Raw genomic sequence first — 19,724 nt, 5'->3', positions numbered from 1 at the left:
TGTCATGCACGACATGTACGAAATTATCTGGACTAGTATGATTGCTGGACTGGCGACAACCTTTGGTAGCCTACTTGTCCTCTTGTTTGGTAAGCCAAAGGAACGCGTTCTTGCTTCCCTCTTGGCCGGAGCGGGCGGAGTGATGCTTGCAGTCGTGAGCGTTGATTTGCTTCCTAATGCTTGGAAGATCGGCCCACCGCTCCAAGTAGTCTTTGGCTTTGCCTTAGGCCTACTCTTTATGTACCTTGCAGAAATTCGCCTAAATGTACCCAATAACACTCTCCCCCTGTCCCGACGTCAACGCCTAAAAAGGACCGGACTTCTCGTCGCAACCGGGATAGCCTTACATGATCTCCCGGAAGGCATGGCCATAGCAGTCAGCCAAGAAGCGTCCCCAGGCCTTGGCCTACTTATCGCCTTTGCTATCACCTTGCATAATCTTCCCGAAGGGATGGCAACCACAGCACCCTTAAAAATGGCTGGAATCCGTTGGTGGAAAATCCTTCTCCTGAACATCGGAATCGCCTTTTTCACCCCCCTCGGCGCCATGATCGGGCTCCTAGCCCTCGAAGGAGTTCAGAATTCCCTAGCCTTCTTCCTTGCCCTCGCCGCAGGCGCCATGAGTTTTCTAGTCTTCGCAGAGCTAATACCCCTCTCACGCGAACGACACCCCCATTACGCCCTGCTCGGCGGAACGATCGGATTTATCTTTTTTGCTGTAATTAGCATGCTCCACTCTTCCTGAACCGCGCCTCATATTATTTAGAAAGGTTAATCATGACCACCCGCTTAGCGGGTGGTTTGCTCTAGCCCTATAAGGGCATGGTACAGGCTGAGTCTTAAGATTTTCCGACTTAATATCCAAACTCAGACTTTGGGCAATTAGACAAGGGAGAATTGGCGCTATAGCCCTCACGCTTGTCCGGGGCTCGGCATATCCTATAGCAGTATCTGAAAATACATTCCGTAAATGGATGGGCAGCCAGTCTAAGGATGGAAATTTCCAACAGGACGCCTGAGCAAATCACGTCCGAGATTAACTTTATCAAGGAACAAAGCTGCAAAATGCTGCTTAGCAACGCCGTTGAGATCGGACGGCGTTTGACGGAAACCAAAGAGCTGGTACCCCATGGGGAGTGGCGCAAATGGCTGACTGAATCAGTGAGTTACTCCCCGCGTCGGGGAAGAGAGGCCAAATGGTGCATCGATGCACCATTTGATTTTAACTTCATGGGCACGGTTTTTGACGCAAAGGCTGTTTTTCCATGCACATAGTTATTAAGACACCACCCGTAAACCCTTGCGAAGTCTAGACTTTTCCATAAATTGGCAAGCCCTATTTATGATAGACTTCATAGGGTAAAGGGGTACCCCGAAAACTTAACTTTCAGATACGTTAAAGAAAACTTGGCTGACGCCAAGCCTTCAAGCGCCGGTGACCACCTTAGTTGCACTTATACTTTCAGAAAGTATGAAACTAAAAGTTAACGGGCTCGCGGCACCAAGAAAGTTCGCCCTACCTTCGCCAGCCTTAGTAGTAGTATGGACAAAATTTTCATTCATCAGTGATGCCGCGCAGCGGCATGGGGGTCTGACTAGCACAAAAGGGGTAGACCGAGCTTTCGGTCTACCCCTTTTCAGATTATCATTCAAGACTTTTGCATCCAAACACGTACTCAACAGCCACTCAGCTTAATAATTCAAGCTTAAGAACCGTCCTTCAAACTTGCGCTTTCCGCGCTTTCCGCTCTTGCCGCTTTTTCCGCAACGCGGAAAACAGGCCATTCCCCAGCTAAGAACCGTCCCCAAAACTTGCAACTCCTGCGACACCCTCGCCGCTTTTTCCGCAACGCGGAAAACAGGCCGTTCCCCAGCCTAAGAACCGTCCCCCAAGCTTGCAACTCGTGCCACCCTTGCCGCTTTTTCCGCAACGCGGAAAACAGGCCGTCCCCCAGCCTAAGAACCGTCCCCCAAGCTTGCAACTCGTGCCACCCTTGCCGCTTTTTCCGCAACGCGGAAAACAGGCCGTCCCCCGTCCCCCGTTCCTCCCTCGCGTCTCCCAGCCAGAGGGTCCGCGCTCACACGCTCCGACGCCTTTGCGGTCGTCGTAGCCAAACTCGGCTTTAATCCTCTTTCATAGGCAGGGCGGGAAACAAGGATGTTTCCCGCCGGCAACGGCCAAGGATGGCCGATTTGCCGGGAACCCTGCCCTCCCCAAAGAAAGGATTAAAGCCCTAGTTTGGCACGACGAACGCAGGGCCCGAGGAGGTGTGACGCGGACCCTCCTACTTGAGCACCCCTGCCGCATATTCTCCCATCGCCTCATACCCTTTGGCATTGGGATACTTTCCGCCTTCAGAGGATAAACCGCTTAAGTATTTACCATCTGCATCAAACAATACTGTTGAAAAGTCTAAGGTCAAGATATCTTGCTTCTTGGCGTACTCAATCTCCCACTCCCGAGTGTCTGCAATAGCTTGCTGAACACTAGGGTATCCGATCGGGAGGGCCAGTATTGGAATAATGTGATTGGCCTTTGCCTTCTCCACTAGTGCTTCAATATTTTTTTGAACCTCAGCGAGGGGCACATCCTTAAGCGCATCCCCTATCCCTGCGAAAATAATGACCCGGCCCGGTTTCTCTGCCACCACATCCGCATCGAAGCGGGAAAGTAGATCTAGCGCAGTCTGGGATGATTTCCCCTTATTGACCACTGAAACCTCGAGCCCATCTGCCAAGTGCTGAGTCCAGGAACGCTTTGCGTCCAGCGGATATCCTAACGTAAACGAATCTCCTAAGGCGACAATCTTTGTATTAGTGAGAACCACTGGATTAGTTACCACAGCTCCTGTTTTTCCTACAGGTTCTTTTTCGCCCCGCCCCCATAAGCCAAAAAAACCAGCGACCAGCACGATAAAAGCAAGCACCGCAGCAACTTGAATCAAACGTATCTCTAATCGATATGTTCGCATAAAAATCCCACCTCTCTTTTTAAATAAAGATTCTACACCATTCTCCACTTTCCTTCTTCACAACTATAATCTTATTTTCATCGATCTCCTGGAACCCATCATACACCAGTATGCCTTTAATCGCATATTTTGTATAAGGATAAAGGAGGTGCCTCTATGAGTTACATCGACAAGGCCCGCGAATTAGGAGCGGCCCTGTCTCAAACCCCTGAAATTCAAGGATTAAAAGCTGCAGAAGCTTCCATTATGGCCGATCCTCAAAGCCAAGAAGCATTTATCCAGTACCAGGAGAAAGAGCGCGGGTTGGTAACCACTCAAATGCTCAGTAAAGTTGTTCCTGAAAAGGAATCTCTAGCCCTACTTGATCTTAAGGTCCGTCTTATGAATAAACATCCTCTAATCAAAGCGTACTTTGTTCAGCAACAAAAATTCGAAAAACTTATGGCCATGGTAAACCTAACCTTAACTACAGCGATGCATGGCATGCCCTCGGCCAATGATCTTCCCATCCCAGAAGAATTAAAAGGCATGGCCCAGCAAATTCTTGACAGAATCGGTGGGGGAGACTCTATTGAGAAGATGCAAATCTCGCCAGAAATGTTAAAAGGCATTAAACTCCCACCTGGCTTCAACCTGTAATAGTGATATAGAAGAAGGAAGTGTTATTGAGAAGTGCGAGTCAACGGTTATCAGGGACCTAGTCTCGTTAACGATATCACACATCCCGTAACGTTCATAGCGTTCCTAATTGTTAGCATCTTAGGAGTATGGGTAACGCTTCGCACTTGGTTTTGATGAAATCTATTGAGAAAGGAGATTCGCTGTGATTAACCAATATGCTCCCCCGCTGCCAGCGACTCCTTTCTCCTTTTCTATCATAGTAACCAGCCCGATCCGGCGAGACTTGCAGTTTAGTCCGGTCAGTGCAATGATTTTTCCCTTGGCATCTATTGAACTTCACTTTGCCTCAATGATTATCGTTGGTTTGGATGTATTGATGTCGTTTCTTTTTAAAAGAGCATTGGCTCATCCTCCGAACCTAGAACGCGCGGCTTCAAACCTCTATCCTGTAACCCTAACCTTAGGACAACTGAACCAGCTTGTGCAATCTGCTATCAAAGGACAAGTTCCTATTCCTACACCAGCTTCACCTGCACCAGGGCAAGGCTTCGGACCTGTCGGTCCGGATGAGCCACTTTTTCCTGACAATTTAAGTGTCTCCTTATTTGTAACCGCTCCGTTTGTGCCTTTTGACGGAAGCCCTGATACTTCATTTACTGTGCCATTATTTGAAGTGCCGGGAGCACCCGGTAACCTGCTTATCGCACTCGGTTTAATGATTGCCCAGTTCTTTGTTGAACGAGCCGGAATAGGAACTCCAAATGGCACAGGGGACGGAGGGAATGCCAATGCCGTTGCTAACTCGACCCCGTAATCCCAGAGTTCCTGTGATTGTACCGAGCCCCCCATCCCTACCGCGTGGATGTTCCGATCCTAAGTCGGCAGAAACCTGGGATTATAGTTTTAAGCGTCTTGTTCCACTTCTTCAGTCCCCGCCCGTGGGAGCGGGTATTTTGGCGATGACCTTGTTCTTGTCTATCAGCTTTTTTTCTAATGTCCTCTTAGTCCAAACAACCATGGCGACACTCGGCATCACAGTGACCCTAGGAACGTTTGGGATCCTTGCCCTAGTTTTACTCATCTTGTTCTTCCTCTAACCTAAAAAGCGCTGACCAAGGATGGTCGAGTGTTCTGCTAATTGCAAACAGCAGAAGGGTAGATAATTCTTGCGATTGAATTACCTACCCATTACCTTGTTATATTACTTTGTGAAAGAGTTATCCTTTATATCAACTATAGTTGGACAAGTTCACTCCGGGTTCGTCGGAGGAGTAATATTTGGAGGTAGTGCTGTACCGGGGGCCACGCCCATTTGGTTCAGAGATTGAAGAAGTTCTGGACTCATTGGGGCGACTTCCGAACTTCCCGCTGGTTTCCTTCTGTTATTAATGAATCCGGATATCTTTCCCCAAACAGTCGTTGCAGTATTTTTCATCGGATTTAAAAATGCCATCATTCCTAATGGCTCTTTGACTTTCAAAATAATCGGGCCTTGTGGAGCCTGCCCGAGCTGGGCTGGATTTTCCACTGAGATTACGACACGACTGTAATGATGAAGTGGAACCTGACTTTGGAAATGAGCCCGATAAACTCCATTCCCAACTGGCCTTAAAACCCCTACCAAGAATCCCGTCTTCCCCTTGTCGTCCACCAAATAAGACGCATACATCCCCGTTTGTCCTTGTCCTAGAAACGTTTGTGGTGGTGGAAGATTGGCAACCAGAAGAAAACTATTGTCTGGCGAGATTGTAGCCACACCATTGCCTATAATCCCTTGTTGGGCAGCCTCCAAAATAAGTTGACGCGCTTGAGCTTGATAATATCCTTGGTTTTGGTTTTGATTATATCCCATGACTTGATTATATCCCCCCTGATTATGCCCTTGGCCTTGCCCTTGCGAGTACATTGAGCCTTGGTTGTATTCACTCTGTTGCGGGGGGATAAAGCCTGTGCCTTGAGCAGGTGGAGGGGTCTGGTATGGCATCCCTTGATGCGGCGGTTGCTTTGCCCCTATAAACCCTCCCCGTGAGTTTTGGATTTGCCCATCTTTTTGGAAAAAGCCACTCGCTTTTAGTCCTGATCCCAGCGTATTGCGAATAGCACCCGGAGAGTATCCCTGACCTAATTGACTATTAGGTAACTGCATAGGGAACCCCTGAGGTCCAAGTGTCTGATACGGATTATTTGGCTCATCCCCACCGAACTTCACCATGCTCCCCTCCTTATTTAATTTATTTTAATGTAACTTTATAACATGATATGATAGCGTAAATAGAAGGGTTCTGAATACCTCATGTAGGCAAACTATAATAATTGAGGAGGCAACCATGCCACCGCTAACTAAAAACATATCCCGTCGAGGCTTCTTTCGTAGAATCGGCGGATTCATAGCAAACCATTGGCTGCTTTCTACACTTCCTGTTGGGGGTTTAGGGGTTCTCGGCTATGCCAAACATGATACCCTAGCTCTAAAAAGGGAACATTGGGATTTGTTTTATCCCAATCTCCCATCTTCCTTAGAAGGAAAGACGATCTGCCAACTCAGCGATTTGCATTTGGAAACCCTCCAGATCTTACCTGAAAGCATCGAGCAGATTGTGATGGCTCAAAAACCGGATTTACTCGTAATCACTGGAGATATCGTTTCCACCCGAACGGATCTAGATAAACTAGAGATCTATTTGGGAGGACTTACGGCCCCCTACGGGAAATTTGTTGTCATGGGCAACAACGATTACAGCAACCTTTCGAACACCCTTTTCAAACGATATCTTCAACAATTTCAACACTTAGGTTGGACCCCCTTACTTAACAACGCTTCCTATTTATCAGACCTTAATCTCTGGATCATCGGGGTCGACGACCCTGCTACCGCACATGACGATGTGGATCTAGCTTATAAAGAAGTACTCTTATCTCAATCTCTATCTCAACCTCAATCTCAATCTCAATCTCAATCTCAATCTCAATCTCAACCTCAATCTCAATCTAGTCCGCCCTTTCGCCTCGTCTTGGCTCATTCCACAGATTGTCTTGATGATGTAGCTAAAAACGGAGCAGAACTTCTCCTTGCCGGGCACACTCATGGAGGGCAAATCCGTTTACCTGGATTTGGGCCTCTTATCACCAATACCTATTTGGGAGATCTAGGAGTCTACGAAGGGTATCATGTGATTAACGGTATTCCTCTTTACATTAATCGGGGCATTGGGGAAAGCATTCTACCCATAAGGTTTAATGTCCCCCCAGAAATCGCTTTTTTTACCTTGCACCAGGGAAATTCCCAGGCGAACCACCAAACATTTTAGATGTCTTGCATCTTTTTAAAGAGACGGCTAGCCATGTCTAAAATGGTTATTATTAATGTTAACCGTATCGCAACAAGAGCGGGGATTATTTAGGACCTAAGACAAATTCCATATTATCCATTATATTCATATTATGAATTATCTCTGGTAAAGGAGGAAATCGAAATGGCATTTGGTAATGAATCCGCTGTCTGTTGTGATCAAGGAAAAGGAATTGGTGCAGGAATCGCGGCTGTTGTTATAATTATTCTTCTGCTTATCGCAATGGGTATTGTATTCTAAATTCGCAAATTAGAAAGGTGGAAATTTTTGATGTACGGAATGGGTCAGGTTAAAATGGGTGGAGCTTGTTGTCCTACCCCTGTTGCTCCAGTTACTGGATATGGCTATGGGGGTGTTAGTGCAGGAATTGGTGTAGGAATTATCGCTATTGCTATCTTGATTCTTATCGCCTTAGGAGTCATCTTCTAAAAATAGTAATACAAGTGAAAGGCTATCACCTCTGCGTATGGTGATAGCCTTTCACTGATTAATGCCAATCTGAGTGAACTTTCCAACTAAAGTTGAAACTACTCCTCTTCTTCTGCACGAAACGTTAATCCTAATTCTTTAAGTTTACATTCCACCTCTTCTATCGACTTGCGGCCAAGGTTACGCATTTTAACCATGTCTTCTTCCGTCTTTTGTGTCAAATCTTCTAACGTATTTACCCCGGTCCGCTTCAAAGAGTTGTAGGCACGAACAGATAGCTTGAGATCCTCAATTGGTATGTTAAGAATTTCTTTGGCCTTCTCTTCTTTTTCTACAATAGTTTGAACATTATCGGAGATATCGCTGCCCCGCATAAAAAGACTCAGATGATCATTCAGGATTCCGGCTGCCGTACTAATAGCCTCCTCCGGCGAGATACTGCCATTAGACCAGGCTTCAAGTGTTAACTTGTCATAGTCGGTAATTTGGCCGACTCGGGTTGCCTCAACCTCGTAATTGACCTTATAAATTGGAGCAAATAGGCAGTCAATGGGCATAGCTCCGCTGGAATCTTCTGTCGTACTATTCTTGTCAGCTGAGATATAACCCTTCCCTCGGTTTACAATCATTTCAATAAATAAACGGCCACCTTTATCCAATGTGGCTATTTTCAATTCTGGGTTCATAATTTCAATATCTGGGTCGGCGATAATATCTGCGGCAGTAACTACCCCTCTGCTCTGAGACTCTAAGCGAATAACCCGGGGTTCATCTGTATAACCCTTCAAGGTGAGGGACTTTAAATTGAGGATAATGTCCGTAACATCTTCGCGAACCCCCGGTATTGTAGAAGACTCGTGGAGTACTCCTTTGATTTTGACCGATGTCACTGCTGATCCTGGAAGAGAGGACAACAGGATGCGCCTTAGAGAATTCCCTAAGGTAATCCCATATCCCCTTTCAAGAGGCTCAACAACGAATTTAGCATAGCAGTTGTTATCAGAACGCTCAATACACTCGATTCTTGGTTTCTCTATTTCCAACATTAGTAGGCCCCTCTTCTCTTTTAATAATAAGTTCTTACGGAATAAGTTCTTAGGTGCTAATCAGGATATAAATTTATACTGCTCCTCACTATGGAGGTACACCCATTACTACTAATGTACCCACGACCCAGTTTCGCTAGACATTACCCGGTGGGATATATAGCGGTCACATATTCTACACTGCCATTTAATCTTTCCAACAATCAAAGAAGCAAATACCCAACTTGAGTATTCGCCTCTAGCCCTTTGTTTTAACTACCGTCTTAGGCTTAGTTTTAGGTTCTTGATCGTTAGTCCCAACGTGTAACGGTTCCAGCCCTATGTCGACTAGAATAGCTTCAATGATATACCTTTCTTGTTCTGTCATACTCTCTCCTTCTGTCTTGGGTTTCTGGAGCCCAATTTGTTCAGCTAATTTCTATATTAATTGTAACTGCAAGCAGGCTATCAGAGAAAGTAAAAGTTTTGTAATAAAGTGTAAAGATTTGTAGGATATTCGCTAGGGAACCACTCCCACTTGTAGATGTGGGAGTCTCACGCTTAGATAAAAAGAGCCAAAAATCCCGCAAACGATCATTGTTGCGGGATTTTCTTCAGGAAAACTTCATTTCCCTTAGATACTAAACGTATGGTTCCCGATTCGTTTGACGACGGCTCGACTCTTGATCCAACGATCTGTGGCGATACTTGGGTTGAAGTAAAATAATGCTCCGTTCGTCGGATCCTGGCCAGCTAATGCTGCTTCTGCAGCCTTATACGATTGATCATTGGGGTCTAGATGAATCTGCTTGTCATCTACTGCAGTAAATGCTCCTGCTTGGTAAACGACCGCGCGTATGGTTTTTGGAAAACGTGGGTCTTTCAAACGATTCAGTACAACAGCTCCAACGGCTACTTGTCCCTCGAAGTTTTCTCCTCGAGCTTCACCATGAATGACACGGCTTAATAGTTCCACGTCCTCTTTGGAGACCAAACGTCCTAAGCTGCGAGAGAGGATTTGGCTTTCAGTCCCTATGGAAGGTGGTTTTAACACTGCCAGTTTCTGAATCTCGTCTATTACCTTAGGAACATTTAAGGGAAGATCAGGCTCAGGTGTTTCTCGGTTTACAAAGATTTCGAAGGTTGGAATTATTGACTTTTGCAATTGAGTACTGCTCGCTTGAGAGTATAAGGATTCTACCTGGACAATTCGTCTCCTTAAAGCATTTACCCACCACGATCGTGAAGGCTCAATTGGGTAATCCGTCAACATAATATCTTCAATTTTTTTAGGTTTCTCCTCCAGCACTCGGCTCGGGACCCATAAGGATTGCCCTTCTCTGATGTTGTTAGGGCTTTTGATTTTGTTAAGCTTTACAATTTCATCAACTGTCGTTTGATGGCTTTGTGCCAGTTCCCAAAGGGTTTCTCCACGCTGTACCACAATACTAATATTCTTATTTATTTTTATTGGATCACCGGACTCATTGGCGCTTCCTTGCCCTAGAGCAGGAAAGATGCAGGCTTGCCACAGAAACAAGCACATCATCCCGCACAAGCAGATTGCGGAAGATTTCCGACATCGTCGGTCTGGTAATAAAATACAAATCACCTCTTAAAGTTTAGACTATTTCTAGTCTTTCCCAATTGAGGTGAGTTTTATAACAACACAATATTAAAGGACGCTATTTATTTGACTTCATTGGGCATATCCAAACAAACATGTACATATATTTGAACGGACTAACAAAGAACCTTGGCGATCGCTAAGCTTAGTTACGGTCGCCAAGTCTTAGTTAGGCTTGCCGAGATTCAAACAGGATGTATTAGATATAAAGCCGCAAAGGATGGCAAGTCGCCGTGACGGTCAGAATGGCCATAAGCATTAAGTGAGGTGTGGCTGATTTTTATGAAGACTTTAGTTAAGAACTTCTTATTATCTGTTACTGCCCCAGAACGACCGCTGCTCAGCGAGGCAGAACGCTTGATCTTAGAAATTGAAGAAGCGAAAAACAAGATACACTATGCTTGGAATCACTTTGAATACGCAGCCCCAGAGTACGTAGAACTTGCGGTGCTTGAGCTACTCTTAGCGGAAACTCATTATAGTCTTCTCAATAAACGATACCGTATAATGCAAGGCCTTAACAAACCACCTTTTTCTTTAGATGGGCACCTTCATCATCATGCCTTCTATGGGGCACTCTTCAGTACTTCCCCCCATTTATCGCATAAAGCTTGATGGTGGGTGTTTCCTCTTCCAATTCAGGGCTAGGAATATCACAAAGTTCGTTATCAACATTATCCATATTTTTCCCGCAGTATGGGCAATCCCAGTTCAGCCCACTATAGGCAGAGTATGATCGCCCTTTACAGTGAGGACAGGTTCTTCTGTTCACACAGGTCTACCTCCTTGAATTATTTTCACTTATCGATAGTCTATTCCACTAAAATGAAAATAATCCTTTACCGAAATATCCTTATAATTCCTGTAATAAATACAGCAATCGCGTGTTTAGTCTAATATTTTCAAACTTTTACCATTCTTTCTTGTAAGTTCTTGGTAAAACTGTTAATTTTGCTATAGTAAATTTAATCTTTATTAAATTAATTTCAAAACTTTTTTGTTTTTCGCCATAGTTGAACCCCCAAAAGTAGCTCAAGACTTTAAAAGCTGTCTGTCTACTTTTGGGGGTTTGCTTATCCACTCGTAAGACTCTCACCTGTGAAGTGGGAGCTCTTGATGTTCTATTTTGGTTGAACGAGTTCACAATTTGGACTATCTCAGTCCCTTCAACATTAAACTCACAATCGCCTGATGATCAATTTCGCCTAAAGGACGAGGATCAAAAAAGACGCGTTGCTTACAAAACTGATCGAGTGTCCCCATAATACAATAGGTTGCCAATTCTTCATCGAGGTCGGGGCTAAACTCGCCTTTTTCTTTCGCTACTCTGACCATCTCTGTGTAATGTTCCATAATAGCCACTTGAGTTGCAAGGTGATGAACACGCACTTCTTTCGAGAGTAATTTAACCTTCATGGCTATTTGCACTAAATCCATATGACTGCTCAAAAATTCTGCATTAAAGCGAGAGCAGTTTACGATCTTTCCCTCGATGGTATCCCCTTGATCTATGCTGTCCTTCAGCCCTTGGCGAAATTTCTCGATACTGAATTTCATTATTTCTTCAAATAATTGTTCTTTGCTTTCAAAGTACTCATATACAGTACCTTTACCGATTCCAGCTTCTTTGGCAATGTTCTCCATTTTCGCGCCGTCGAAGCCATGTACAGAAAAAACTCGAATTGCAGCTTTAATGATGTCTTTGTATTTTTCTTCTCGTGCGCCCGTAATATCATCTCCTTAAATTACCCAATTGGGCATTTGAGGCTCTTTCGAGCCTCAAATCTCACCTTTAAACTGAGTGCGAAGTTTGTGTCGCGATGCGTTTTTCCTTTTTCCGCTTCCTAGAATCTCGAATGTCTTCAAATATCGTATATATTACAGGCACTAGTAACAAGGTGGAAACCGTAGAGAGCGTGAGTCCAAAAATAACCACCACTGCCATCGGAGCCATTGTTTCTGAGCCTTCTCCGATACCTAAAGCCATCGGCAGAAGACCAAGGATGGTTGCGAGTGTCGTCATCAGAATGGGTCGCAAGCGAATCGGCCCAGCATTTTCGATAGCCTCTTCCCGTTCCTCTCCTCGTTCTCTACGTTTGATAATATAATCTACCAAGACAATGGCATTACTCACGGCAATACCTACTAATAGAATTAACCCAATAAACGAGGGTACGCTTAAGGTGGTTCTGGTAATGAATAGACCCAGCATCCCACCAGAAAAGCCCATCGGCAAGGATAAGATAATCGTAAACGGATGTAATAAAGACTCGAACTGAGCTGCTAAAATCATGTATACAAGCAGAATCGCCAGGATTAGAGCGAGCCCTAAATCCTTAAACGAGTCCATAAGCTCTTTATTCTCTCCGATTACTTCATACGTGTACCCATCAGCAATCTGATACTCCTTTAACTTATTTTCAATATCCGTCGTGATGCTCTTTAAATCTCGATTAATAATCTGACTTGTGACATGGATTACTCGGGTCTGTCCCGTACGCTGAATCATCACTGGACCACGTCCCATCTCCACCGTAGCCACTTGACTTAGCGGAACTGTGATTCCAGAAGGTGTGGGAATCGGAGTCTGCCCTAAATTCTCAAGACTCGTCTTAAACGTATCGTCCCCGCTCAGTACGACATCGATTTCTGTCCCTTCATAGCGATAGCGTGTCGCAGTGGTTCCAGAAATAGTTCCCTTTACCGCCTGAGAAATCTGAGCAGCCGATAACCCGAATTGAGTAGCATTCAAACGATTGACCTTGACTACGACCTCCGGAACTCCTTCCGTCATGCTCGTTTTAACTTCGCGAGTTCCATCAACCGTAGCAACAATAGTCTGTATCTCAGTTCCAATCTTCTTAAGTTGATCGAGCTCTTCTCCTTTAACAGCAATGTCAATAGGGGTTGACGAGCCCCCCATTTGCATAGTATCTGTAATCGTAACCGCAATCTCGACACCAGCCATGTCCTTCGTTAAAGAACGAATTTCATCACCCACCTGTTCAACACTGCGATCTCGAGCGTTTAAATCAACTAATTGAATACTGATTGAGCCAGAATTTGTGGTATCCCCTCCGAATGAAAGCCCTCCGCTCCCCCCAATTTGGGTAAAGGCCGTTTCAATCTCGGTAATCCCTTCTATCTTCCCCTCAATCTCGGCAACCACCTCTTCTGTGTGCTGAAGTTTTGCCCCATCCGGCAGAGTAGCGTTAATAGTTAATTGCCCAACATCGGACGCGGGCATGAATTCTGCTCCTAAACTGAGAGCGGAAGCGCCCGAAATAACAAAGACAAGCGTCGCAATCACCATAACGGTCTTACGATGATGCAATCCATAGTGCAAAAGCTTCTTATAAGTCGCTTCAATTCGCCCAAACAACCTGTCAAACCAGCGGCTAAAGCGGTCAACTGCCCCCTTAACTCCAGTACGCCCCTCAGGAATAGCTTCCGCTTGCATAAGCTTCGCGGAAAGCGTCGGAACTAAGGTCAACGACACGAGAAGTGAAGCCATAAGAGATATGGCGAATGTCATAGCTAATTCTCGGAAAATAGTAGCCACGATGCCTTGAACAAAGACGATCGGGAGAAAGACAGCGACCGTGGTCAACGTGGAGGCAAAAATAGCCATCCCAACCTCGGACACCCCTTTAATAGCAGCATCGACTTTAGAGTATCCTTCCTTGCGATGTCGATGAATATTCTCCAAGGCCACGATATTATCATCGACCAAGCGTCCCATTGCCAGAGTCAGTCCCCCGAGGGTCATCATATTAATCGTAATCCCTGCAAAATACAGAACAGCAAAGGTCGCCATCATGGCAATTGGAATCGCTGTAGCGGTAATAAACGTTGTTCGGATATTATGGAAGAAAAGGAACACTACCACAATGGCTAGAAGCCCACCCATAATAGCCTCGTTTTCGACGGTTTTAATAGATTGCTTGATTTCAACAGACTGGTCTAGCACTGTATTAATTTGGAGGTCAGGGTATTCTTGGGCAAATGCTACGACGGCAGCATTGACCCCATCTGATACCGCAACAGTATTCGTTCCCGATTGTTTTTGGACCGAGATACTGACACTTTTTTCACCATTCGATTTAGAGATCGCGGTAACGTCTTTATGTTCTAAACCTACATCCGCAATATCCTTTAATCTGATCTGCCCTCCACTAGGCAGAGGAATCAAAAGCTCTTTTATTTCATCCAAGGATTGGAACTCGCCCGTTGTTCGAATCGTGAGTTCCTGCGTGCCCTTTTGAACCTCACCCCCTGGGGCATTGAGGTTTTCTGAACCAATCAGCAGGGCTAAGGAATTGATGGTTAGGCCATAGCCGTTCATTTTTTCCAGATGGGTTTTGATTTTAATCTGGTCTTCATACCCTCCGACAACCGAAACAGAAGCAGCCCCGGCCACCCGCTCAAGCTGAGGTTTAAGCTTATCCTCGGCAATAGATTGCAGCTTAGCGAGGTCCGCATCATGTCCACTAAGGGTCAGAGTAACAACAGGCATCGCACCTAAGTCAAGCTTCATGACCATCGGCGCCCCAGCCTCAGAAGGCAAACTACTTTTAATCTGATCAACTTTCTCCCTCATCTGGAGAGTTGCGAAGTCCATGTCAGTACCGTTCTTGAACTGCGCTATGACAACGGAGCTCCCCTCAGTGGTTTGAGACGTAACCGTATCAATATTTTCTACTGTAGAAACGGCCCCTTCCAAGGGATTGGTAATGAGCTTCTCAATTTCCTGAGGACCTACGCCAGAATACTGCGTCACAACAATCGAAACAGGAACTTCAATGTTCGGCAAAAGATCGATAGGCAGCCGGGACATGGAAATACCACCCAAAAGAATGATAACCAGCATTGCCATGATGATTGTGACTGGGCGCTTAACCGATACTTCAGCTAGCTTCAAGACTCTTCCCCTCCCACAACCTTCACCTTGTGGCCATCGGCAACTAACGTTTGCCCTTTAATGATCACCTGGTCCCCCTGAGTTAACCCCTTGAGGATTTCGATATCTACCCCCGTATCTAGACCCGTTACAACCTCTTTAGCAACGGCCTTATCCCCGTCTACCACATAAACAATGGTCTTATCGTTCTTCAGAACGACCGCCTCACTCTTAATGGCCATGACGCCCGCCTTCTCTTCGGTCGTAAGTTGGACTTTGACAAACATACCTGGCTTGATCAAACCCTCAGCATTGGCGACTAAGATTTTGACGGGATAAAGATGGGTTTTCGGGTCAGAAGAAGGCCCAATATTATCGATCTTGCCTACAAAGCTGCCCGCTGACACTGTGGGAACCGTGACCTGCACAACATTTCCCTGAGTCAGGCGATTCACCAAATTCTCTGCCACACTGATGGTAGTATACAGGCTATTTTTATTCGTAAGGCTCAGCGCTGATTGCGCGCTCGTGGCCATGTTTCCTACTGTGACATTGACCTGAGAGACGACTCCGTCAACTGGTGCAGTTACGACAGCATTATCTAAAGTCTCTAAGGCCTGATTATATCCCACCTGCGCTTGGTTGAGCTGGGCCTCTGCCATCTTGAGAGTGCTGTCCGAAGTCTGTACTTCGAGCTGTTCGAGCTGACTGGCAAACGACGATTCAAGTTCCTTCAACGTTAGTTCCGCCTGGTCGAGTTGAACCTTCGCTACCGCTCCAGCATCATAAAGGGCTTTCGTGTTCGCTAAGTTCTGCTTAGCATCTGTGATCTTTTCATTAGCGAGAGCTTGTGTACGTTCGAGAGAGGTTTTTCCCGTATCCCATTGTTCTTTGTTCTTCTGATAACTTGCCTCTGCCAATTGAAGCGAGGCCTGCATCGAGCCCACTTGTTTTTCAATATCGGTGGCGTCCAGTCTAAAAAGGACAGCCCCCTGGCTAACGTAGTCCCCAACTTTCACGTTGACCGACATAACTTTCCCTGCAACCTCTGGAATCACGGAAACATCGGTATCGGAAGATATCATACCACTGACAGTTGCCGTATTGACGAGCGTCTGCATCCCAGCCGCTTCCACTTCTACAGGGATATATTTTTCTTCTACTACAGCAGTGGGTTTACCCGAACTACACCCTGTCACTACTCCAAAAGCCATCAATACCGCAAGTAGAATCACGATCTTTCCCTTTTTACCCGTTTTCCCCATCTTCTTTTCCAAGCCCTTTTCCCTCACTTAATTAAAATTTGTATGTGTGCATCCATAGAACTCTGTGTACCTTTTTTAACAAACGAGAACCGACTGTTCGGTCACCCTCTATTTATACATTATATCTCAGTGGAAATCAATCTTTTAGGCCAATATTTTCAACAAAGATAATCTGAATTATGTTCCAGAAAATGCTTTCATAGTTCTCTCTATAAGCCCATACCCTTAGACGTTTTGTTGGCAATATGATAGAATACATCAAGTGTGTTAATAAAGAAAGGAATGATCTTATGCTAAAAATGCACAAAGCTCATCGGACTACTAATCTCAGCACCATCGCAGTGGCGGCCCTCGTTGGAGGCCTAGCTGGGGCTGTAGTCGGCCTAATGTTTGCACCTAAAAGCGGGAAAGAGTTACGTAATGGGATTTATAAAAAAGCCGACGATGCCATAGAACACGTCGAGGACGTTACATCATATCATGCTGAAGCGATAAAACAGCAGGGCACCGATCTGGTAGGTAAAGGCAAACAATTAGCTGAAGATCTCCAAACCTTTATTCAAGAATCCCTGAAAATGAAAAAATCCGGGTATATACCCATTAATATTGCCAAGGATGCACCAACAGAAGACTCGCTCCAAACCGAACTTGAAATAGATTCTCCAATCCTTGTTCCGGAAATTCCGCTTCAAGAAGAATAATGAGTAGTAAATAGAGTGATTAGTAAGGGCACGAAGTATCGTGCCCTTACTTTATTGGCTTAGATTATTGAGGGGCACGATAAAATCGTGCCCCTTATTTGTCATTAAACGTCTTTCTTTTCTCGGCCACGAATCTCATTCCAGAGCTCGATCACTTGTTTGGCCGCCAACAAAATGGCTGAAACAAAATGCAACGGATTTTTTCTCAGATCCTCAAGACTAACCGCAACCTCATTGACAGTACCTCCCAGCTGCTCCGTGGTTTGTCTGGCAAGGTTGGTCATAGCTTGCACATCATCAAGCATACTCGGCAGATGAGTATTAACAACTTTGATCGACTGCTTTGCTTCATCCGTCAGTTTGCGGATCGAGCGCACCCAAAGCACCAATTCAATGCCCAACACCCCTAAAATGATGGTGGCCACGAGTATACACACTTCATAAATCATAAGCTATCCTCCATTACATGTTTACTGTTTATCGTTTATCGTCTACTGTGTATCGTCTATCGTCTACTGTCTACTGTGTATTGTCTTTCGTCTTTCCATCAAATTCACATAGCCAAATCTAAATCAAAATATATTCCAGTACCAGTACCAGTACCACGAGGATTCTGTCTTATCTCTTCAAAGTACTAGGTCGGACATCACTTTAAATACAAAGTTCGACACCTTACAGCCTTTATCCTTCGCCACTTCGCAGAAAGTTCTTTCGAAAGAAAAAAATGCCCTTCATGGAAGGCATTTATATGCAGAATCATTATATTGCTAGTATGCTTCATTTTATATCGCCTTCCGTGCTGTAATTGCATTCCCTACGGCATTAATCGTTCCCTCGGTATGACTTACCTTAAACTTTAGATTATCAATTTCGGCCCCATGCACTAGATTATTATGTTCTATAGCCTTAACAACTAAGAATATTTCATCTTGTCTTGACTCTAGTCTGTCAAGTCTTGTCTCTATGCCATCAAATCTCTTGAGTAAAAGCCCGAACATTTCTTTAATCTCTTTTTCCATCATCTCACCGCCCTCCACCCTTCTAAATTATACCATCTCTAGTATACCTCCTCAAGATGAAAATTCTAAAAAAAAGAGAAGGTGAACATTCTCACCTTCTCTTACCGAACTTTTATGAAGTTTGCAACTTCATAAGCAAGTTCTTTTATCCGTTTCTCTTATTATCTCTACCCCGTTGTGCTCCGGCAGCGCCTCCACGCACATCATTGCCTTTGCGTCGAGCCCAAGTGTCCGTCTTCTGTCCATAGCCGTCTCGATTGTAATTCCCCTGTTGAGGTCTTACATTGTTGCCCATGCTTCGTCCCCGCATAGGTGCAGATTCGGTCAAACGAACTTCAACAGCTTCTGGTTCCTTGGTTATGATTTTCAAAGCAGCCGATAGAAGGGTTACTGAGTCGTTTTCAGCCAATAACTCTTCTGCTACTCCTTTATATTTTTCAATATCCTCTTCAGCGAGTACGCGTAAGATTTCATTCATAGTCAAGCGTTGTTGACCCTCAACTGCTTCAATGATTGTCGGAATAGGCTTCCGTACAATCCTCCGCTTAATAACCTGTTCAATGAGTCTAAGCATACCCATCTCACGCGGTGTTACTAACGTAATAGCTAGACCTGATTTTCCAGCACGACCCGTTCGGCCGACCCGATGGACATAACTTTCCGGATCTTGTGGGATATCAAAGTTAAAGACGTGGGTCACTCCACTGATATCTAAGCCCCGTGCCGCCACATCAGTAGCAACTAAGACTTCGATCGTTCCATCTTTAAACTGACGCAAAACACTGTCTCGCTTGCTCTGGGTCAAGTCTCCGTGAATTCCTTCTGCAGAATAACCACGCTTGCTCAAGGCCTCAGAAAGTTCGTCCACGCGACGCTTAGTTCTAGCAAAAACAATGGCCAAGTCCGGTGATTGGATGTCTAAAATACGTGATAGGACATCGAATTTTAGCCGTTCTGATACTTCAACATAATGTTGCTCTGTATCCGACACTGTGACTCCCATTGCCTTAATACTGATCAGTTCCGGTTCTTTCATAAACCGCTGAGCAATATTTTGGATCTGTCTCGGCATAGTCGCCGAAAAGAGCAAGGTCTGACGTTCCTCGGGAATTTCCTTGAGAATCGTTTCGATATCGTCCAAAAAGCCCATGTTCAGCATTTCATCTGCTTCATCCAAAACAAGGATTTTAATATCATTAAGGCGAATTGTCTTTCTCCTCATATGGTCCATCAGACGTCCTGGTGTAGCTACAATAATGTGAGGGCGTTTCTTCAGTGCCCTGATCTGCCAGTCGATTCCTTGTCCACCATAAATGGGCAAAGCATGAATCCGCTTGTATTGCCCAATCTTGTTTAATTCCTCAGCCACCTGAACCGCGAGTTCCCGCGTAGGAGCCAAAACAATCCCTTGAACTTGTTCGGCATGCTCAAGGATTCTCTCAATTAAGGGAATACCGTAAGCCGCTGTTTTCCCTGTACCAGTTTGAGCCTGTCCGATGAGGTCCCGTCCTTGCATTGCTGTAGGAATAGTCTTTTCTTGAATTGGGGTTGTTTCTTCAAACCCCATGTTGATGATTGAACGAATAACCGGTTCACTTAATCCCAAATCTGTAAATGTTGCCAATTTTTTTCATACTCCTTTTTTTATGTTGTTATATTATTAAGTTTTCCAAATGCGTCTCTATCTATAACCTGCGCAGAAAAAGTTTCTATCACTGCGGAAACAGACTATCTCGCGATCGCGCGTGAGTCTCGCCAACGAGGCAAAAGACGCTTGTGGCACCCAACTATATATTATAACACACTATTATACAT

General features: G+C 45.0%; 23 protein-coding genes and 1 pseudogene. 9 read left to right on the top strand and 15 right to left on the bottom strand.

The annotated features are described in order from the left end of the window. Positions 1–4 precede the first annotated feature (4 nt). The gene (locus E4K67_RS00875; protein WP_135544535.1) at positions 5–745 is read left to right on the top strand and encodes a ZIP family metal transporter; all 741 of its coding nucleotides are present in this window, start codon (positions 5–7) and stop codon (positions 743–745) included. A 248-nt stretch (positions 746–993) separates the two neighbouring features. Further along, positions 994–1,173 (top strand): annotated as a pseudogene (locus tag E4K67_RS31275) (DUF3102 domain-containing protein); the annotation flags it as partial. Positions 1,174–1,706: 533 nt separating this feature from the next. Here the strand turns inward: E4K67_RS31275 and E4K67_RS00860 are convergent. The 3 genes from E4K67_RS00860 to E4K67_RS00850 all read right to left on the bottom strand — a co-directional run bounded on the left by E4K67_RS00860 (position 1,707) and on the right by E4K67_RS00850 (position 2,972). Continuing rightward, entirely contained in the window at positions 1,707–1,982 is a 276-nt protein-coding gene (locus E4K67_RS00860; protein WP_135544534.1) for a hypothetical protein, read from the bottom strand. Then, on the bottom strand, positions 1,957–2,115 hold the full coding sequence (locus E4K67_RS00855; RefSeq protein WP_206752164.1) for a hypothetical protein: 159 nt from the start codon (positions 2,113–2,115) through the stop codon (positions 1,957–1,959). Before E4K67_RS00855 ends, E4K67_RS00860 begins: the two co-directional genes overlap by 26 nt. 170 nt (positions 2,116–2,285) lie before the next feature. Beyond that, positions 2,286–2,972 (bottom strand): GDSL-type esterase/lipase family protein, encoded by a 687-nt coding sequence (locus E4K67_RS00850; RefSeq protein ID WP_135544532.1) that lies wholly within the window; start codon positions 2,970–2,972, stop codon positions 2,286–2,288. A 156-nt stretch (positions 2,973–3,128) separates the two neighbouring features. Between E4K67_RS00850 and E4K67_RS00845 the strand changes: the two genes are divergently transcribed. The 3 genes from E4K67_RS00845 to E4K67_RS00835 all read left to right on the top strand — a co-directional run bounded on the left by E4K67_RS00845 (position 3,129) and on the right by E4K67_RS00835 (position 4,690). Beyond that, entirely contained in the window at positions 3,129–3,611 is a 483-nt protein-coding gene (locus E4K67_RS00845) for a YlbF/YmcA family competence regulator (protein ID WP_135544531.1), read from the top strand. 184 nt (positions 3,612–3,795) lie between these two features. Further along, entirely contained in the window at positions 3,796–4,407 is a 612-nt protein-coding gene (locus E4K67_RS00840) for a hypothetical protein (RefSeq protein WP_135544530.1), read from the top strand. Next, positions 4,382–4,690, top strand: coding sequence for a hypothetical protein (locus E4K67_RS00835; protein WP_135544529.1), 309 nt, complete (start codon positions 4,382–4,384; stop codon positions 4,688–4,690). Before E4K67_RS00840 ends, E4K67_RS00835 begins: the two co-directional genes overlap by 26 nt. Before the next feature lie 152 nt (positions 4,691–4,842). Here the strand turns inward: E4K67_RS00835 and E4K67_RS00830 are convergent, their stop codons facing one another. Further along, positions 4,843–5,805 carry a hypothetical protein gene (locus E4K67_RS00830; RefSeq protein ID WP_135544528.1) on the bottom strand — a complete coding sequence of 321 codons (963 nt, stop codon included), beginning with the start codon at positions 5,803–5,805 and terminating at the stop codon, positions 4,843–4,845. A 115-nt stretch (positions 5,806–5,920) separates the two neighbouring features. Here E4K67_RS00830 and E4K67_RS00825 point away from each other — a divergent pair, with 115 nt between their 5' ends. Both E4K67_RS00825 and E4K67_RS29575 read left to right on the top strand, forming a co-directional pair. After that, positions 5,921–6,901: a metallophosphoesterase gene (locus tag E4K67_RS00825; protein ID WP_135544527.1), complete on the top strand. Its 981-nt coding sequence runs from the start codon at positions 5,921–5,923 to the stop codon at positions 6,899–6,901. A gap of 309 nt (positions 6,902–7,210) precedes the next feature. Beyond that, positions 7,211–7,372, top strand: coding sequence for a hypothetical protein (locus E4K67_RS29575; RefSeq protein WP_158408358.1), 162 nt, complete (start codon positions 7,211–7,213; stop codon positions 7,370–7,372). A gap of 98 nt (positions 7,373–7,470) precedes the next feature. Here the strand turns inward: E4K67_RS29575 and E4K67_RS00820 are convergent, their stop codons facing one another. The 3 genes from E4K67_RS00820 to E4K67_RS00815 all read right to left on the bottom strand — a co-directional run bounded on the left by E4K67_RS00820 (position 7,471) and on the right by E4K67_RS00815 (position 9,943). Beyond that, positions 7,471–8,418, bottom strand: a complete 948-nt coding sequence (locus E4K67_RS00820) for a DNA-directed RNA polymerase subunit alpha (RefSeq protein WP_135544526.1) — start codon at positions 8,416–8,418, stop codon at positions 7,471–7,473. A gap of 238 nt (positions 8,419–8,656) precedes the next feature. Then, complete coding sequence (locus E4K67_RS30995; protein ID WP_274594818.1) at positions 8,657–8,785, bottom strand: hypothetical protein; 129 nt, start codon at positions 8,783–8,785, stop codon at positions 8,657–8,659. Between the two features lie 246 nt (positions 8,786–9,031). Continuing rightward, a complete protein-coding gene (locus E4K67_RS00815; protein WP_135545128.1) occupies positions 9,032–9,943 on the bottom strand; it encodes a cell wall hydrolase in 912 nt (303 codons plus the stop codon). Between the two features lie 363 nt (positions 9,944–10,306). On the opposite strand from E4K67_RS00815, the gene E4K67_RS00810 reads away from it, so the two are divergent. Then, positions 10,307–10,639, top strand: coding sequence for a hypothetical protein (locus tag E4K67_RS00810; protein ID WP_135544525.1), 333 nt, complete (start codon positions 10,307–10,309; stop codon positions 10,637–10,639). Here E4K67_RS00810 and E4K67_RS00805 read toward each other — a convergent pair. The 5 genes from E4K67_RS00805 to E4K67_RS00790 all read right to left on the bottom strand — a co-directional run bounded on the left by E4K67_RS00805 (position 10,605) and on the right by E4K67_RS00790 (position 16,201). Continuing rightward, a complete protein-coding gene (locus tag E4K67_RS00805) occupies positions 10,605–10,796 on the bottom strand; it encodes a hypothetical protein (protein WP_135544524.1) in 192 nt (63 codons plus the stop codon). The two genes, E4K67_RS00810 and E4K67_RS00805, sit on opposite strands and share 35 nt — an antisense overlap. A 138-nt stretch (positions 10,797–10,934) precedes the next feature. Continuing rightward, complete coding sequence (locus E4K67_RS29570; RefSeq protein WP_158408357.1) at positions 10,935–11,105, bottom strand: hypothetical protein; 171 nt, start codon at positions 11,103–11,105, stop codon at positions 10,935–10,937. 71 nt (positions 11,106–11,176) lie between these two features. After that, positions 11,177–11,719: a TetR/AcrR family transcriptional regulator gene (locus E4K67_RS00800; protein ID WP_274594828.1), complete on the bottom strand. Its 543-nt coding sequence runs from the start codon at positions 11,717–11,719 to the stop codon at positions 11,177–11,179. Between the two features lie 97 nt (positions 11,720–11,816). Next, positions 11,817–14,945, bottom strand: a complete 3,129-nt coding sequence (locus tag E4K67_RS00795) for an efflux RND transporter permease subunit (RefSeq protein WP_135544522.1) — start codon at positions 14,943–14,945, stop codon at positions 11,817–11,819. Continuing rightward, entirely contained in the window at positions 14,942–16,201 is a 1,260-nt protein-coding gene (locus E4K67_RS00790; RefSeq protein ID WP_243454286.1) for an efflux RND transporter periplasmic adaptor subunit, read from the bottom strand. The genes E4K67_RS00795 and E4K67_RS00790 overlap by 4 nt, the downstream gene beginning before the upstream one ends. Positions 16,202–16,479: 278 nt before the next feature. Here E4K67_RS00790 and E4K67_RS00785 point away from each other — a divergent pair, with 278 nt between their 5' ends. After that, positions 16,480–16,890 carry a YtxH domain-containing protein gene (locus E4K67_RS00785; RefSeq protein ID WP_199242424.1) on the top strand — a complete coding sequence of 137 codons (411 nt, stop codon included), beginning with the start codon at positions 16,480–16,482 and terminating at the stop codon, positions 16,888–16,890. A 104-nt stretch (positions 16,891–16,994) separates the two neighbouring features. On the opposite strand, the gene E4K67_RS00780 is transcribed toward E4K67_RS00785, so the two are convergent. The 3 genes from E4K67_RS00780 to cshA form a co-directional block, all read right to left on the bottom strand. Further along, entirely contained in the window at positions 16,995–17,339 is a 345-nt protein-coding gene (locus E4K67_RS00780; protein ID WP_135544521.1) for a hypothetical protein, read from the bottom strand. A gap of 333 nt (positions 17,340–17,672) precedes the next feature. Continuing rightward, positions 17,673–17,912 (bottom strand): M domain protein, encoded by a 240-nt coding sequence (locus E4K67_RS00775; RefSeq protein WP_243454285.1) that lies wholly within the window; start codon positions 17,910–17,912, stop codon positions 17,673–17,675. A gap of 142 nt (positions 17,913–18,054) precedes the next feature. Next, positions 18,055–19,533 carry a degradosome RNA helicase CshA gene (cshA, locus tag E4K67_RS00770; protein ID WP_135544520.1) on the bottom strand — a complete coding sequence of 493 codons (1,479 nt, stop codon included), beginning with the start codon at positions 19,531–19,533 and terminating at the stop codon, positions 18,055–18,057. Positions 19,534–19,724: the final 191 nt, after the last annotated feature.

The organism is Desulfosporosinus fructosivorans, from assembly GCF_004766045.1.
Taxonomy (GTDB): Bacteria; Bacillota; Desulfitobacteriia; order Desulfitobacteriales; family Desulfitobacteriaceae; genus Desulfosporosinus; species Desulfosporosinus fructosivorans.
Note: the sequence above shows the minus strand (reverse complement) of the source record. Positions and strands in the feature narration are given on the sequence as shown.

Excerpts from the sequence above, each read along its gene's own strand:
- E4K67_RS00875 (WP_135544535.1), top strand. The coding sequence starts at position 5 with ATGCACGACATGTACGAAATTATCTGGACTAGTATGATTGCTGGACTG.
- E4K67_RS00850 (WP_135544532.1), bottom strand. The coding sequence starts at position 2,972 with ATGCGAACATATCGATTAGAGATACGTTTGATTCAAGTTGCTGCGGTG.
- E4K67_RS00845 (WP_135544531.1), top strand. The coding sequence starts at position 3,129 with ATGAGTTACATCGACAAGGCCCGCGAATTAGGAGCGGCCCTGTCTCAA.
- E4K67_RS00835 (WP_135544529.1), top strand. The coding sequence starts at position 4,382 with ATGCCGTTGCTAACTCGACCCCGTAATCCCAGAGTTCCTGTGATTGTA.
- E4K67_RS00830 (WP_135544528.1), bottom strand. The coding sequence starts at position 5,805 with ATGGTGAAGTTCGGTGGGGATGAGCCAAATAATCCGTATCAGACACTT.
- E4K67_RS00825 (WP_135544527.1), top strand. The coding sequence starts at position 5,921 with ATGCCACCGCTAACTAAAAACATATCCCGTCGAGGCTTCTTTCGTAGA.
- E4K67_RS00820 (WP_135544526.1), bottom strand. The coding sequence starts at position 8,418 with ATGTTGGAAATAGAGAAACCAAGAATCGAGTGTATTGAGCGTTCTGAT.
- E4K67_RS30995 (WP_274594818.1), bottom strand. The coding sequence starts at position 8,785 with ATGACAGAACAAGAAAGGTATATCATTGAAGCTATTCTAGTCGACATA.
- E4K67_RS00815 (WP_135545128.1), bottom strand. The coding sequence starts at position 9,943 with ATGTGCTTGTTTCTGTGGCAAGCCTGCATCTTTCCTGCTCTAGGGCAA.
- E4K67_RS00810 (WP_135544525.1), top strand. The coding sequence starts at position 10,307 with ATGAAGACTTTAGTTAAGAACTTCTTATTATCTGTTACTGCCCCAGAA.
- E4K67_RS00785 (WP_199242424.1), top strand. The coding sequence starts at position 16,480 with ATGCTAAAAATGCACAAAGCTCATCGGACTACTAATCTCAGCACCATC.
- E4K67_RS00780 (WP_135544521.1), bottom strand. The coding sequence starts at position 17,339 with ATGATTTATGAAGTGTGTATACTCGTGGCCACCATCATTTTAGGGGTG.
- E4K67_RS00775 (WP_243454285.1), bottom strand. The coding sequence starts at position 17,912 with ATGATGGAAAAAGAGATTAAAGAAATGTTCGGGCTTTTACTCAAGAGA.